11 protein-coding genes are annotated in these 13,847 nt (G+C 70.0%); 10 read left to right on the forward strand and 1 reads right to left on the reverse strand.

What is annotated here, in order from left to right; all coding sequences use genetic code 11:
- Window positions 1-93 precede the first annotated feature (93 nt).
- The 9 genes from ftsW (at window position 94) to OG440_RS27625 (ending at window position 8,758) form a co-directional block, all read left to right on the forward strand.
- Complete coding sequence (ftsW, locus tag OG440_RS27585; RefSeq protein ID WP_406009475.1) at window positions 94-1,458, forward strand: putative lipid II flippase FtsW; 1,365 nt, start codon at window positions 94-96, stop codon at window positions 1,456-1,458.
- A gap of 6 nt (window positions 1,459-1,464) precedes the next feature.
- Window positions 1,465-2,562, forward strand: coding sequence for an undecaprenyldiphospho-muramoylpentapeptide beta-N-acetylglucosaminyltransferase (gene murG / locus OG440_RS27590; RefSeq protein WP_406009476.1), 1,098 nt, complete (start codon window positions 1,465-1,467; stop codon window positions 2,560-2,562).
- Between the two features lie 26 nt (window positions 2,563-2,588).
- Window positions 2,589-3,383 (forward strand): cell division protein FtsQ/DivIB, encoded by a 795-nt coding sequence (locus OG440_RS27595; RefSeq protein WP_406009477.1) that lies wholly within the window; start codon window positions 2,589-2,591, stop codon window positions 3,381-3,383.
- A gap of 277 nt (window positions 3,384-3,660) precedes the next feature.
- Complete coding sequence (gene ftsZ / locus OG440_RS27600; RefSeq protein WP_406009478.1) at window positions 3,661-4,857, forward strand: cell division protein FtsZ; 1,197 nt, start codon at window positions 3,661-3,663, stop codon at window positions 4,855-4,857.
- Window positions 4,854-5,582, forward strand: coding sequence for a peptidoglycan editing factor PgeF (pgeF, locus tag OG440_RS27605; RefSeq protein WP_406009479.1), 729 nt, complete (start codon window positions 4,854-4,856; stop codon window positions 5,580-5,582). Before ftsZ ends, pgeF begins: the two co-directional genes overlap by 4 nt.
- A 6-nt stretch (window positions 5,583-5,588) precedes the next feature.
- Window positions 5,589-6,308: a YggS family pyridoxal phosphate-dependent enzyme gene (locus tag OG440_RS27610; RefSeq protein WP_406009480.1), complete on the forward strand. Its 720-nt coding sequence runs from the start codon at window positions 5,589-5,591 to the stop codon at window positions 6,306-6,308.
- 128 nt (window positions 6,309-6,436) lie between these two features.
- Window positions 6,437-7,078 (forward strand): cell division protein SepF, encoded by a 642-nt coding sequence (sepF, locus tag OG440_RS27615; protein ID WP_406009481.1) that lies wholly within the window; start codon window positions 6,437-6,439, stop codon window positions 7,076-7,078.
- 62 nt (window positions 7,079-7,140) lie between these two features.
- The gene (locus OG440_RS27620) at window positions 7,141-7,425 is read left to right on the forward strand and encodes a YggT family protein (protein ID WP_363087234.1); all 285 of its coding nucleotides are present in this window, start codon (window positions 7,141-7,143) and stop codon (window positions 7,423-7,425) included.
- A gap of 52 nt (window positions 7,426-7,477) precedes the next feature.
- On the forward strand, window positions 7,478-8,758 hold the full coding sequence (locus OG440_RS27625; protein WP_406009482.1) for a DivIVA domain-containing protein: 1,281 nt from the start codon (window positions 7,478-7,480) through the stop codon (window positions 8,756-8,758).
- A 221-nt stretch (window positions 8,759-8,979) separates the two neighbouring features.
- Here the strand turns inward: OG440_RS27625 and ileS are convergent, their stop codons facing one another.
- Window positions 8,980-12,126 (reverse strand): isoleucine--tRNA ligase, encoded by a 3,147-nt coding sequence (gene ileS, locus OG440_RS27630; protein WP_406009483.1) that lies wholly within the window; start codon window positions 12,124-12,126, stop codon window positions 8,980-8,982.
- A gap of 612 nt (window positions 12,127-12,738) precedes the next feature.
- Between ileS and OG440_RS27635 the strand changes: the two genes are divergently transcribed.
- On the forward strand, window positions 12,739-13,821 hold the full coding sequence (locus tag OG440_RS27635; protein WP_406009484.1) for a TraR/DksA family transcriptional regulator: 1,083 nt from the start codon (window positions 12,739-12,741) through the stop codon (window positions 13,819-13,821).
- The last annotated feature ends 26 nt before the right edge of the window (window positions 13,822-13,847 follow it).

Here is a 13,847-nt window from a genome sequence, read left to right on the forward strand (position 1 = left end):
GGCGACCTTGGGAGGGACGCGTGGGACCGTCACAGCCGATGTACGGCGCGGCAGCCGGGTACAGCGGTTGCGCCGCGTACCGGGGAGCATCGGATGCCCGGTAGCCGTACCGGGCGCCCGCCTGTCCAGCGGGCCGTCCGCAGACCCCCGGCAGCCTCCCGCCCGCCCCGCGACAATCCCGTACGACGGCTCCACACGCGCGTCCAGAAGGCCTGGGACCGGCCGCTGACCGCCTACTACCTGATCTTCGGCGGCAGCCTGCTGATCACCGTCCTGGGCCTCGTGATGGTCTACTCGGCCTCCCAGATCACCGCGCTGCAGATGTCGCTGCCCGGATCGTTCTTCTTCCGCAAACAGTTCCTGGCCGCCTCCATCGGGGCCGCGCTGCTGCTGGTCGCCTCCCGGATGCCGGTGAAACTGCACCGGGGGCTCGCCTATCCCATCCTCGCCGGCGCCGTGTTCATGATGGCGTTGGTGCAGGTGCCGGGGATAGGGATGTCGGTCAACGGCAACCAGAACTGGATCTCGCTCGGCGGCTCCTTCCAGATCCAGCCCAGCGAGTTCGGCAAGCTCGCGCTGGTGCTGTGGGGCGCCGATCTGCTCGCCCGCAAACAGGACAAGAAGCTGCTCGCGCAGTGGAAACACATGCTGGTGCCGCTGGTGCCGGTCGCGTTCATGCTGCTCGGGCTGATCATGCTCGGCGGCGACATGGGCACGGCGATCATCCTGACGGCGATCCTGTTCGGGCTGTTGTGGCTGGCGGGGGCGCCCACCCGGCTCTTCGTCGGGGTGCTGTCGATCGCCGCCACCCTCGGTGTGATCCTCATCAAGACGAGCCCGAACCGGATGGCCCGGCTCCAGTGCATCGGCGCGACCGACCCCGGCCCCGGCGACGCCTGCTGGCAGGCCGTGCACGGGATCTACGCCCTGGCCTCCGGCGGAATCTTCGGCTCCGGACTCGGTGCGAGCGTGGAGAAATGGGGCCAACTGCCCGAAGCCCACACCGACTTCATCTTCGCCGTCACCGGTGAGGAACTGGGTCTCGCGGGGACGCTGTCGGTACTCGCCCTGTTCGCGGCTCTAGGCTATGCGGGTATCCGCGTGGCCGGACGCACGGAGGACCCCTTCGTGAGGTATGCCGCGGGAGGTGTGACCACCTGGATCACCGCTCAGGCGGTGATCAACATCGGTGCGGTGCTCGGCCTGCTGCCGATCGCCGGCGTCCCGCTCCCGCTGTTCTCCTACGGGGGTTCCGCCCTGCTGCCGACCATGTTCGCCATCGGGCTGCTGATCGCTTTCGCACGCGACGAGCCCGGTGCGCGGGCGGCGCTTGCGATGCGGCACCCCCGCTTTGGTAGAAAGCGGGGGGCCGGGGGCTCCGCCTTCGACCGGAGCCCCCGGAGATGGAACACGATGCGACGGCGTGCCTCGGCGGCGCGTCCGTCCGGAGAGCGGTGAATTTCGGTGCATGTCGTACTCGCTGGTGGGGGGACCGCCGGCCACATCGAGCCCGCGCTCGCCCTCGCGGACGCCCTGCGCAGGCAGGACCCCACTGTGGGGATCACGGCACTGGGCACGGAGCGCGGTCTGGAGACCACGCTCGTTCCGCAGCGGGGCTACGACCTCGCGCTGATCCCCGCCGTGCCGCTGCCGCGCAAGCCCACCCCCGAACTGATCACCGTCCCGGGCCGGCTGCGCGGCACGATCAAGGCAGCCGAGCAGATCCTGGAGCGCACCAAGGCGGACGCCGTCGTCGGCTTCGGCGGTTACGTGGCCCTGCCCGGCTATCTGGCCGCCAAGCGGCTCGGCGTCCCGATCGTCGTCCACGAGGCGAACGCCCGCCCCGGACTGGCCAACAAGATCGGCTCGCGCTACGCCGCCCGGGTCGCCGTCTCCACGCCCGACAGCAAGCTGCGGGACGCCCGCTACATCGGCATCCCGCTGCGCCGCTCCATCGCCACCCTGGACCGCGCCGCCGTGCGCCCCGAGGCCCGGCACATGTTCGGCCTGGACCCCAACCTGCCCACCCTGCTGGTCTCCGGTGGCTCGCAGGGCGCCCGCCGTCTCAACGAGGTCGTCCAGCAGGTCGCGCCCTGGCTCCAGCAGGCCGGTATCCAGATCCTGCACGCGGTCGGCCCGAAGAACGAACTGCCGCAGGTGCAGCAGATGCCGGGGATGCCCCCCTACATCCCGGTACCGTACGTGGACCGGATGGACCTCGCGTACGCCGCCGCCGACCTGATGCTCTGCCGCGCGGGCGCGATGACCGTCGCCGAACTCTCCGCCGTCGGGCTCCCGGCCGCCTATGTCCCGCTGCCCATCGGCAACGGCGAACAGCGGCTGAACGCCCAGCCGGTGGTCAAGGCGGGCGGCGGACTGCTGGTCGACGACGCGGACCTGACCCCCGAGTGGGTCCGGGAGACCGTCCTGCCCGTCCTCGCCGACCCGCACCGGCTGTACGAGATGTCCCGCGCCGCCAGCGAGTTCGGCCGCCGGGACGCCGACGAGCTGCTCGTCGGCATGGTGTACGAGGCGATCGCCGCCTCCCGTGCGCGCCGTTAGGCACGTCTGACGAAAGGGCAGGGAGCGTGGCCGGATCCGCCACCGCCGAGCGCGGTGCACGCCAGCAGGAGTCGTCCGGCCCGCCCCTCGTCCGGTGGTTGGGGCCCCGCCGACTTCGTACGATCATCATTTTGGCGCTGGTCGTCGTCCTCCTCGGCGGGGGCACCGGCTGGGTCCTGTACGGCTCGCAGTGGCTGCGCGTGGAGCGCGTCTCGGTGTCCGGCACCGACGTGCTGACACCGCAGCAGGTGCGCGAAGCCGCCGCCGTACCCGTCGGATCGCCGTTGGTCTCGGTCGACACCGACGCGATCGAGGCCCGACTGCGTACGGAATTGCCCCGAATTCACACGGTCGACGTGGAACGTTCGTGGCCCCATGGAATCGGCCTGAAAGTGACAGAGCGTACGCCGGTTCTGTTGGTGCAAAAGGGGTCGAAATTCGTGGAAGTGGACGACGAAGGCGTCCGTTTCGCCACGGTTTCCGAGGCCCCGAAAGGCGTGCCGACGCTGAAAATGGCCGTTTCCTCGTCGCGTTCGGCCGCCGCGAGTCTGCGCCGCTTCGGCGAGGCCCGGCTGGTGCGGGAGGCGGTGAAGGTCGCCGGGTCCCTGCCCGTCTCCGTCGCGCGGGTCACCCGGGTCGTCAAGGTCCGTTCCTACGACGACATCTCGCTGGAGTTGGGCGGCGGACGCACGGTCGCGTGGGGAAGTGCCGAGAAGGCCGCGGCGAAGAGCCGTACGCTCACCGCTCTCATGAAAGCGGCCCCGGCCGCCCGGCACTTCGATGTCAGCACTCCCACCGCCCCTGCGTCAGCGGGGAGTTGACGCACATCCGCGCAGGCCAGCACCCTGGTTGGGCAGTGACACGCCTGATCACATAGGGTGAAAAGAAAAACGGGAGGTTCGGCGTGTTCGTTGAACGGGCGCCACTTGTCGACTTAGTGTCCTGTTCAGAAGACTCCAAGGAACAGACACACTGGTAACCCTAAACTTCAACGTTAGGGTTCGGGTCGGCGAAACGGACCGTCCCATTCGGCATCAGTCGTCGGATCGCATCACCTGTGAGGCGACGACACGTAACTCGAGGCGAGAGGCCTTCGACGTGGCAGCACCGCAGAACTACCTCGCAGTCATCAAAGTCATCGGTGTCGGCGGCGGTGGTGTCAATGCCATCAACCGGATGATCGAGGTCGGTCTCAAGGGCGTCGAGTTCATCGCCATCAACACCGACGCGCAGGCGCTGTTGATGAGCGACGCCGACGTCAAGCTCGACGTCGGCCGTGAACTCACGCGCGGACTCGGCGCCGGCGCCAACCCGGCCGTGGGCCGCAAGGCCGCCGAGGACCACCGCGAGGAGATCGAGGAGGTCCTCAAGGGGGCCGACATGGTCTTCGTGACGGCCGGCGAGGGTGGCGGCACCGGCACCGGCGGCGCGCCCGTCGTGGCCAACATCGCGCGCAACCTCGGCGCCCTCACCATCGGCGTGGTCACCCGGCCCTTCACCTTCGAGGGCCGGCGCCGCGCCAACCAGGCCGAGGACGGCATCGCCGAACTCCGCGAAGAGGTCGACACCCTCATCGTCATCCCCAACGACCGGCTGCTGTCCATCTCGGACCGTCAGGTCTCGGTCCTCGACGCCTTCAAGTCGGCCGACCAGGTCCTGCTCTCCGGTGTCCAGGGCATCACCGATCTCATCACCACCCCCGGTCTGATCAACCTCGACTTCGCCGACGTCAAGTCGGTCATGTCCGAGGCCGGTTCGGCCCTCATGGGGATCGGCTCGGCCCGCGGCGACGACCGCGCGGTGGCCGCCGCCGAGATGGCGATCTCCTCGCCGCTCCTGGAGGCCTCCATCGACGGCGCCCGGGGCGTCCTGCTCTCCATCTCCGGTGGCTCCGACCTCGGCCTGTTCGAGATCAACGAGGCCGCCCAGCTGGTGAGCGAGGCCGCGCACCCCGAGGCCAACATCATCTTCGGCGCGGTCATCGACGACGCCCTCGGCGACGAGGTCCGGGTCACCGTCATCGCGGCCGGCTTCGACGGGGGCCAGCCCCCGGCCCGCCGGGAGACCGTGATGGGGTCGTCCTCGTCGTCGGCACGCCGCGAGGAGCCCACTCCGGTACGGCAGCCCGAGAGCCGGCCGTCCTTCGGCTCGCTCGGCAGCGTGACGCCCAAGGAGGACCCGCAGCCGGCGCCCGAGCCGGTCGCCGACCTCCCGGCCTCGCCGCCCGTGCCGCCGTCGCGGTCCTACTCGGACAGCGCGGCCGAGGAGCTGGACGTGCCGGACTTCCTGAAGTGATAGGACAGCGCGAGAGCGTGAGCGGCGCGCACTTCGCCTTCACCGACCGGTGGGGCGGGGTGAGCGCCGCTCCGTATGAGGAGCTCAATCTCGGCGGAGCGGTCGGCGACGACCCCGACGCCGTGCGCGCCAACCGTGAACTGGCCGCCAGGTCGCTGGGCCTGGACCCCGATCTGGTCGTCTGGATGAACCAGGTCCACGGCAATGACGTCGCCGAGGTCGACGGACCGTGGACCACCGGGCTCATCCCGCCGGTCGACGCTCTGGTGACCGCGACCCGCGGACTCGCCCTCGCCGTGCTGACGGCGGATTGCGTGCCGGTCCTGCTCGCCGACCCCGTCGCCAAGGTGGTCGCGGCCGCCCACGCCGGGCGGCCGGGCATGGTCAAGGGGATCGTGCCCGCCGCGATCGACGCGATGGCGTCGCTCGGCGCCGAACCCTCCCGCATCGTCGCCCGCACCGGACCCGCCGTGTGCGGGCGGTGCTACGAAGTGCCGGAGGCGATGCGCGCCGAGGTGGCCGCCGTCGAGCCGGCGGCGAGCGCCGAGACGAGCTGGGGGACTCCCGCCGTCGACGTGATCGCCGGGGTGCACGCACAGCTCGACCGGCTCGGGGTACTCGACCGGGAGCGGTCGACCGTGTGCACGCGGGAGTCGAAGGATCACTTCTCGTATCGCCGCGACCGCTCCACGGGGCGACTCGCGGGATATGTCTGGCTGGACTGATGGGACATGACGGACCGTAAGGACGAACTCGCCACAAACCTGGCGAAGGTGGAGGAGCGGATCGCCGCCGCATGCGCGGCCGCGCGCCGCGCGCGGGACGAGGTGACCCTGATCGTGGTCACCAAGACCTACCCGGCGGCCGATGTCCGGCTCCTGTCGGAACTCGGCGTGCGCCATGTCGCCGAGAACAAGGACCAGGACGCGGCGCCCAAGGCGGCCGAGTGTGCCGAGTTGCCGCTGCGGTGGCATTTCGTCGGCCAGTTGCAGACCAACAAGGTCCGCTCCGTGGTCGGTTACGCGGATGTGGTGCAGTCCGTCGACCGGGCCAGGCTGGTGACGGCCCTGTCGAAGGAGGCCGTGCGGGCCGGGCGTGAGGTGGGCTGCCTGCTGCAGGTGGCGCTCGACGCCGGGGCGAGCGAGCGCGGCGAGCGGGGCGGTGTGGCCCCGGGCGGTGTCGAGGAGTTGGCCGCACTGGTCGCCGGATCGCCGGGGCTGCGACTTGACGGACTGATGACCGTCGCACCTCTGACCGGGGAGTACGCCGGGCGCCAACGGGAGGCCTTCGGGCGGTTGATGGATTTGTCGACTGACCTGCGAAGAGCTCATCCTGCTGCGAACATGGTGTCGGCAGGGATGAGTGCGGACCTCGAGGAGGCCGTGGCGGCCGGAGCGACACATGTACGCGTCGGCACTGCGGTACTCGGAGTCCGCCCCAGGCTCGGGTAACGTCGCCAGGAAGTCGGACCACAGCAGAAAATATGGTCGTTACCGCCGAAGGGCGGACACAAGGGCCACGTGGATCGCGGGACTTGGCAGTTGAAAGTCGATCCACCACAGAGCGGAGGACTCAGAGAATGGCCGGCGCGATGCGCAAGATGGCGGTCTACCTCGGCCTCGTGGAGGACGATGGGTACGACGGCCGGGGCTTCGACCCCGACGACGACTTCGAACCCGAGCTCGACCCGGAACCCGAGCGGGACCACCGGCGACACGAGCCGCCCCATCAGTCACATGGTGCGCATCAGTCCCAAAGGGACGAAGAGGTGCGAATCGTGCAGCCACCGGCGCAGCGTGAGCCGGTGGCTCGTTCCGCTTCGCCAGGCGCGGAATCCGGGCGCCCGGCGCGCATCGCGCCCGTGGCATCCATCACACAAGAACGTCAGTCCCTGGAGAAGAACGCACCGGTGATCATGCCCAAGGTCGTGTCGGAACGAGAGCCGTACCGGATCACCACGCTTCACCCCCGGACCTACAACGAGGCCCGTACCATCGGGGAACACTTCCGTGAGGGCACCCCGGTGATCATGAATCTCACTGAGATGGATGACACAGACGCGAAGCGACTTGTCGACTTTGCGGCCGGTTTGGTGTTTGGTCTTCACGGCAGCATCGAGCGGGTGACGCAGAAGGTGTTCCTGTTGTCGCCTGCTAACGTCGATGTCACGGCGGAGGACAAGGCCCGCATCGCAGAGGGCGGGTTCTTCAACCAGAGCTGAGACGCAAGACCGGAAACAGCTGTACAGAGAAGCACGGAACAGGGGAGAGGGAAGCACCGAACATGAGCGTGGTCCTGGATGTCGTCTACATCGCGCTGATGGTCTTCCTCATCGTGCTCATCTTCCGGTTGGTCATGGACTACGTCTTCCAGTTCGCCCGCTCATGGCAGCCCGGCAAGGCGATGGTGGTCGTTCTGGAGGCCACCTACACTGTCACCGATCCACCGCTCAAGCTTCTGCGGCGGGTAATCCCGCCGTTGCGTCTCGGGGGCGTGGCGCTTGACCTGTCCTTCTTCGTACTGATGATCATCGTCTACATCCTGATCTCGATCGTGGTCCGGCTGTGAGCGATGTGAACTACCGTCTTGCCGATGCCGACGACTACGTTGAGGTGAAGAGATGCCGTTGACCCCCGAGGACGTGCGGAACAAGCAGTTCACGACCGTCCGCCTCCGAGAAGGCTATGACGAGGACGAGGTCGATGCCTTCCTCGATGAGGTCGAAGCCGAACTGACCCGCCTGCTTCGTGAGAACGAGGACCTGCGGGCCAAACTGGCCGCGGCCACGCGCGCTGCTGCCCAGAACCAGCAGAACATGCGCAAGCCGCCCGAACAGGACCAGCAGCAGGGTGGCATGCCCCCGCAAGGCGGCATGCAGGGCGGTATGCAGCAAGGCGGCATGCAGCAGGGCGGTATGCAGCAGCAGGGCATGCCCCAGCAGGGGATGCCTCCGCAGGGCATGCGAGGTCCGGGCGCTCCGGTGCCCGCCGGCATATCGGGCCCGCCGCAGCAGCAGATGGGTGGCCCCATGGGTGGCCCGCCCCAGCTGCCGAGCGGTGCCCCGCAGCTGCCCGCCGGTCCCAACGGCGGTCAGGGTGGTCCGCAGGGCCAGGGTCCGATGGGCCAGGGTCCGATGGGTCAAGGCCCCATGGGTCAGGGCCCGATGGGCCAGGGTCCGATGGGCCAGGGCCCCATGGGTCAGGGTCCGATGGGCCAGGGTATGGGCGGTCAGCCCCCCATGCAGCAGCAGATGGGCGGTCCGATGGGCGGCCCCATGGGCGGTCCGATGGGCGGCCCCGGTCAGGGCCCCGGTGGCGACAGCGCCGCCCGTGTCCTCTCGCTGGCCCAGCAGACCGCCGACCAGGCGATCGCCGAGGCCCGTTCCGAGGCCAACAAGATCGTGGGTGAGGCGCGTTCGCGTGCCGAGGGTCTGGAGCGGGACGCCCGCGCCAAGGCCGACGCCCTGGAGCGGGACGCGCAGGAGAAGCACCGCGTCGCGATGGGCTCCCTGGAGTCCGCTCGCGCCACGCTCGAGCGCAAGGTCGAGGACCTGCGTGGCTTCGAGCGCGAGTACCGCACGCGTCTGAAGTCCTACCTCGAGTCCCAGCTGCGTCAGCTGGAGACCCAGGCCGACGACTCGCTCGCTCCGCCGCGCACCCCGGCCACGGCTTCGCTGCCGCCGTCCCCGGCGCCTTCCATGGCCCCGGCCGGTGCCCAGTCCTACGGCGGCAACCCGGGCATGGGTGCTCCCGGCCCGGCGGCTCCGTCCTACGGCGGGCAGCAGCAGATGTCCCCGGCGATGACCCAGCCGATGGCGCCGGTACGGCCGCAGGGCCCGTCGCCGATGGGCCAGGCGCCCTCGCCGATGCGTGGTTTCCTCATCGACGAGGATGACAACTGACGGCCTGTAGTACGCCTTAGGCGTCGGCAGCGTTCAAAGGGCGGGACCCCGGATCACCATCCGGGGTCCCGCCCTTTTGCGCGCGTCGACGGCGATCACGGGGCTCGCCCTCGTGGGCCCGTCGCGAGCCCGCCGAGTCCGCCCCGGATCCGCGCGCCGGACGGCCGGACACGAGAAGGGCCCGGCCCCCCGAGGGGAGCCGGGCCCTTCGCGGACCGTGCTTACGCCTTGCGCAGGCGGAACGTCAGCGTGAGGCCGTCGTCCGTGAACGCGGCGCCGTATGTGTCGTCCGCCTCACCCTGGGCGAAGTCCGTGGCGAGGACCTCGTCGGCGATCAGGCCGGCGTGACCGGACAGGGCGTCGGCGGTCGCCGGGTCGGTCGCCGTCCAGCGCAGCGCGATGCGGTCGGCGACGTCGAGGCCGCTGTTCTTGCGGGCCTCCTGGATCAGCCGGATCGCGTCCCGGGCCAGGCCGGCGCGGCGCAGCTCCTCGGTGATCTCCAGGTCGAGGGCGACCGTCGCGCCGGAGTCGGAGGCGACCGACCAGCCCTCGCGCGGGGTCTCCGTGATGATGACCTCGTCGGGGGCCAGAGTGATCGTCTCGCCGTCGACCTCCACCGAGGCCGTGCCCTCGCGCAGGGCGAGGGAGAGCGCGGCCGCGTCGGCGTTCGCGACGGCCTTGGCCACGTCCTGGACGCGCTTGCCGAACCGCTTGCCCAGGGCGCGGAAGTTGGCCTTGGCGGTCGTGTCGACCAGGCTGCCGCCGACCTCGGAGAGGGACGCCAGCGACTCGACGTTGAGCTCCTCCGTGATCTGACCGTGCAGTTCGCGGTCGAGGGCGTCGAAGCCGCTCGCGGCGATCAGGGCGCGCCTCAGGGGCTGGCGGGTCTTGACGCCCGACTCCGCGCGCGTGGCGCGGCCCAGCTCCACCAGGCGGCGGACCAGGACCATCTGCTTCGACAGCTCCGGGTCGATCGCGGAGAGGTCGGCCTCCGGCCAGGCGGCCAGGTGGACCGAGCCCGGCGCGTCCGGGGTGACCGGCACGACGAGGTCCTGCCAGACCCGCTCGGTGATGAACGGCGTCAGCGGGGCCATCAGCTTGGTGACGGTCTCGACGACCTCGTGCAGGGTGCGCAGCGCGGCCTTGTCGCCCTGCCAGAAGCGGCGACGGGAGCGGCGCACGTACCAGTTGGACAGGTCGTCGACGAACGCGGAGAGCAGCTTGCCGGCGCGCTGGGTGTCGTACGCCTCCAGAGCCTGCGTCACCTGGTCGGTGAGCGCGTGGAGTTCGGAGAGCAGCCAGCGGTCCAGGACCGGGCGGTCGGCCGGGGCCGGGTCGGCCCCGCTGGGCGCCCAGCCGGACGTACGGGCGTACAGGGCCTGGAAGGCGACGGTGTTCCAGTACGTCAGGAGCGTCTTGCGGACGACCTCCTGGATGGTGTTGTGGCCCACCCGGCGGGCCGCCCACGGGGAACCGCCGGCCGCCATGAACCAGCGGACCGCGTCGGCGCCGTGCTGGTCCATCAGCGGGATCGGCTGCAGGATGTTGCCCAGGTGCTTGGACATCTTGCGGCCGTCCTCGGCGAGAATGTGGCCCAGGCAGACGACGTTCTCGTACGACGACTTGTCGAAGACCAGCGTGCCGACGGCCATCAGCGTGTAGAACCAGCCGCGGGTCTGGTCGATGGCCTCGCTGATGAACTGCGCCGGGTAGCGGGACTCGAAGAGTTCCTTGTTCTTGTACGGGTAGCCCCACTGCGCGAACGGCATCGAACCCGAGTCGTACCAGGCGTCGATGACCTCCGGCACGCGCGTGGCCGTCCGCCCGCAGCCCTCCTGGGGGCAGGCGAAGGTGACCGCGTCGATGTACGGGCGGTGCGGGTCCAGCCCGGACTGGTCGGTGCCGGTGAGCTCGGTGAGTTCCGCGCGCGAGCCGGCGACCGTGAGGTGGTCGTCCTCGCAGCGCCAGATCGGCAGCGGGGTGCCCCAGTAGCGGTTGCGGGAGAGCGCCCAGTCGATGTTGTTGTTCAGCCAGTCGCCGTACCGGCCGTTCTTGACCGTGTCCGGGAACCAGTTGGTCTTCTCGTTCTCCTGGAGGAGGCGGTCCTTGACGGCCGTGGTGCGGATGTACCAGGACGGCTGCGCGTAGTAGAGGAGCGCGGTGTGGCAGCGCCAGCAGTGCGGGTAGCTGTGCTCGTACGGGATGTGCTGGAAGAGGAGTCCGCGCTGCTGGAGGTCCTCGGTGAGCTTTTCGTCGGCCTTCTTGAAGAAGACGCCGCCGACCATCGGGACGGACTCCTCGAAGGTGCCGTCCGGGCGGACCGGGTTGACGACGGGCAGGCCGTAGGCGCGGCAGACCTTGAGGTCGTCCTCACCGAAGGCGGGGGACTGGTGGACCAGACCGGTGCCGTCCTCGGTGGTGACGTACTCGGCGTTCACCACGTAGTGCGCGGGCTCCGGGAACTCCACGAGCTCGAACGGACGTTGATAGGTCCAGCGCTCCATTTCGGCGCCGGTGAAGGTCTGGCCGGTGGTCTCCCAGCCCTCGCCGAGCGCCTTGGCGACCAGCGGCTCGGCGACGACGAGCTTCTCCCGGCCGTCGGTCGCCACGACGTAGGGGACCTCGGGGTGCGCGGCCACGGCCGTGTTGGAGACCAGCGTCCAGGGCGTCGTCGTCCAGACCAGGAGGGCGGCTTCGCCGGCGAGCGGACCGGAGGTGAGCGGGAAACGGACGTACACGGACGGGTCGACGACCGTCTCGTAGCCCTGGGCCAGCTCGTGGTCCGACAGACCCGTGCCGCACCGGGGGCACCAGGGGGCGACGCGGTGGTCCTGGACCAGCAGGCCGTTGTCGAAGATCTCCTTCAGGGACCACCAGACCGACTCGATGTACTCGGGGTCCATCGTGACGTAGGCGTCGTCGAGGTCGACCCAGTAACCCATGCGGGTCGTCAGCTCGGAGAACGCGTCGGTGTGGCGGAGCACGGACTCACGGCACTTGTCGTTGAAGGCGGCGATGCCGTACGCCTCGATGTCCTGCTTGCCGGAGAAGCCCAGCTCCTTCTCGACCGCCAGCTCCACCGGGAGGCCGTGGCAGTCCCAGCCGGCCTTGCGGGCCACGTGGTAGCCGCGCATGGTGCGGAAGCGGGGGAACACGTCCTTGAAGACGCGTGCCTCGATGTGGTGGGCGCCGGGCATGCCGTTGGCGGTGGGCGGGCCCTCGTAGAACACCCACTCGGGGCGCCCCTCGGACTGCTCCAGGCTCTTGGCGAAGATCTTCTGCTCGCGCCAGAAGTCGAGCACCGCGTGCTCGAGGGCGGGCAGGTCGACCTGGGCGGGCACCTGGCGGTACTGCGGCTGCGTGTTCAACGAGCTTCCTCCGGCGGACATACTGCCTTCCGTCGGAGGGACGAGAGCCGACTTGTCTGTCTACGCCATGTGCGGCGCGCTCCCGCGGTACCACCCTCCTTGGCCCTCCGGTGCGCTCCACGCGCCGGTGAGCCCCCTCATTGGGGTCGCGATGCCGGTTCTACCGGCCGCCGCCTGTCGGCTGCGGCTTTCTTCCGGCGGCTCCGGGGTGATCTTCACGTCGCGCAGGCCCCCGGGCTTCCACCGTCCCCGGGTCGCTCTGGGCTGCGTACGCCGCTACTCGTCCCCATCCACGCTTTTCGCTCCGCCCAGTGTACGGCTCCCCGACGACAGCGGCCGACGGGTTTTCGGGGGCGTGGGGCCCGGACGCCGGGTCGGCTCGTGATGACCCGAATGGTGGCTTTCTGTGATGGTATGGGCGTTCGGATTCCGGGATGTCCGGCTCGGCGGATTACCCGGCGGGGAGCTGGGCACAACGGATGCAGGCTTGCCGCGTGGCGTGCGCGAGGCGGGCGAATCGGGCGGTGCGCCCCGTTGCCGCGGGCCCCAAGTCGATTTATCGTCCCAGCACGATTCGCGTGCAAGATCACAATATGTGAAGGGGCCGCGGCCATGGTGGCGAAGAAGACCGCCGTACAGCAGTCTGCGTCCGGCAGCTCCACGAGCGCCTCCGGCGCTTCCGGCGTCTCCGGTTCCCCTGGTGCTTCCGGTGCTTCCGGTGCCTCCGGCGGCGCGGCCGAGCACGACGGAGCCGTGAAGACGGTACGGTCCGCCGCTGCCGGGGTGGGGAAGAAGGCGGCCGCCAAGAAGGCGGCGGGCCGAAGACCTGTGGAGGAGGAAGCGGCGCAGGCTGCGGTGCCGCATCCGGTCCCGGCGGAGGAACCGCCGGGACCGGCCGGGAAGGCGCCCGCCGCGAAGAAGAGCGCCGCCAAGAAGAACGCGGTGAAGAAGGCGGCCACTGAGGCGGCCGCCAAGAAGGCCGTCACCAGGAAGGCGGCCGCCAGGAAGGCCCCGGAGAAGAAGGTCGCCGCGGCGGACACGACGACCGCGAAGAAGACCGTCGCGAGGAAGGCGGCCGCCACGAAGGCGACCGCCGAGAAGGCGCCGGCCGAGAAGATCGCCGGCGCCGAAGGCGTGACCGCGACGAGTGCGGGCAGGAAGAGCACGGCCAAGAAGGTGGGCGCGGCCTCGGCCGCGGAGCAGACGGGAGCCACGACTGTGGTTGCGAAGAAGACTCCGGGTACGGCCACGGCGGCGAAGACCGCCGTCCCCAAGGCGCGCCTCGCGGCGGTGGAGCCCGGCGAGCTCGCGGTGCGCCCCGGCGAGGAACCGTGGACGCCGGAGGAGGCCGAGGAGGCCCGCGCGGAGCTCCAGTCCGAGCAGGCGCGGCTGCGGGCCGAGCTCGCCGCCTCGGAGGCGGCGCTGACGGGACTGATGCGGGACTCGGGGGACGGCGCCGGGGACGACCAGGCGGACACCGGGACGAAGAACATCACGCGGGAACACGAGCTGGCGCTGGCCGCCAACGCGCGCGAGATGCTGGTGCAGACCGAACACGCCCTGGAGCGGCTGGACGCCGGCACCTACGGCCTGTGCGAGAACTGCGGCCAGGCCATCGGCAAGGCCCGGATGCAGGCCTTCCCGAGGGCCACTCTGTGCGTCGAGTGCAAGCAGAAGCAGGAGCGCCGGTACTGATCACCTGGCTGCCGGGGGGTGTGCCG

The organism is Streptomyces sp. NBC_00637 (assembly GCF_045161545.1).
Lineage (GTDB): Bacteria > Actinomycetota > Actinomycetes > Streptomycetales > Streptomycetaceae > Streptomyces.

Coding starts and splice junctions, on each gene's coding strand:
- ftsW (WP_406009475.1), top strand. CDS start 94: ATGCCCGGTAGCCGTACCGGGCGCCCGCCTGTCCAGCGGGCCGTCCGC.
- OG440_RS27610 (WP_406009480.1), top strand. CDS start 5,589: ATGACGGACCGTAAGGACGAACTCGCCACAAACCTGGCGAAGGTGGAG.
- sepF (WP_406009481.1), top strand. CDS start 6,437: ATGGCCGGCGCGATGCGCAAGATGGCGGTCTACCTCGGCCTCGTGGAG.
- OG440_RS27620 (WP_363087234.1), top strand. CDS start 7,141: ATGAGCGTGGTCCTGGATGTCGTCTACATCGCGCTGATGGTCTTCCTC.
- OG440_RS27625 (WP_406009482.1), top strand. CDS start 7,478: ATGCCGTTGACCCCCGAGGACGTGCGGAACAAGCAGTTCACGACCGTC.
- OG440_RS27635 (WP_406009484.1), top strand. CDS start 12,739: ATGGTGGCGAAGAAGACCGCCGTACAGCAGTCTGCGTCCGGCAGCTCC.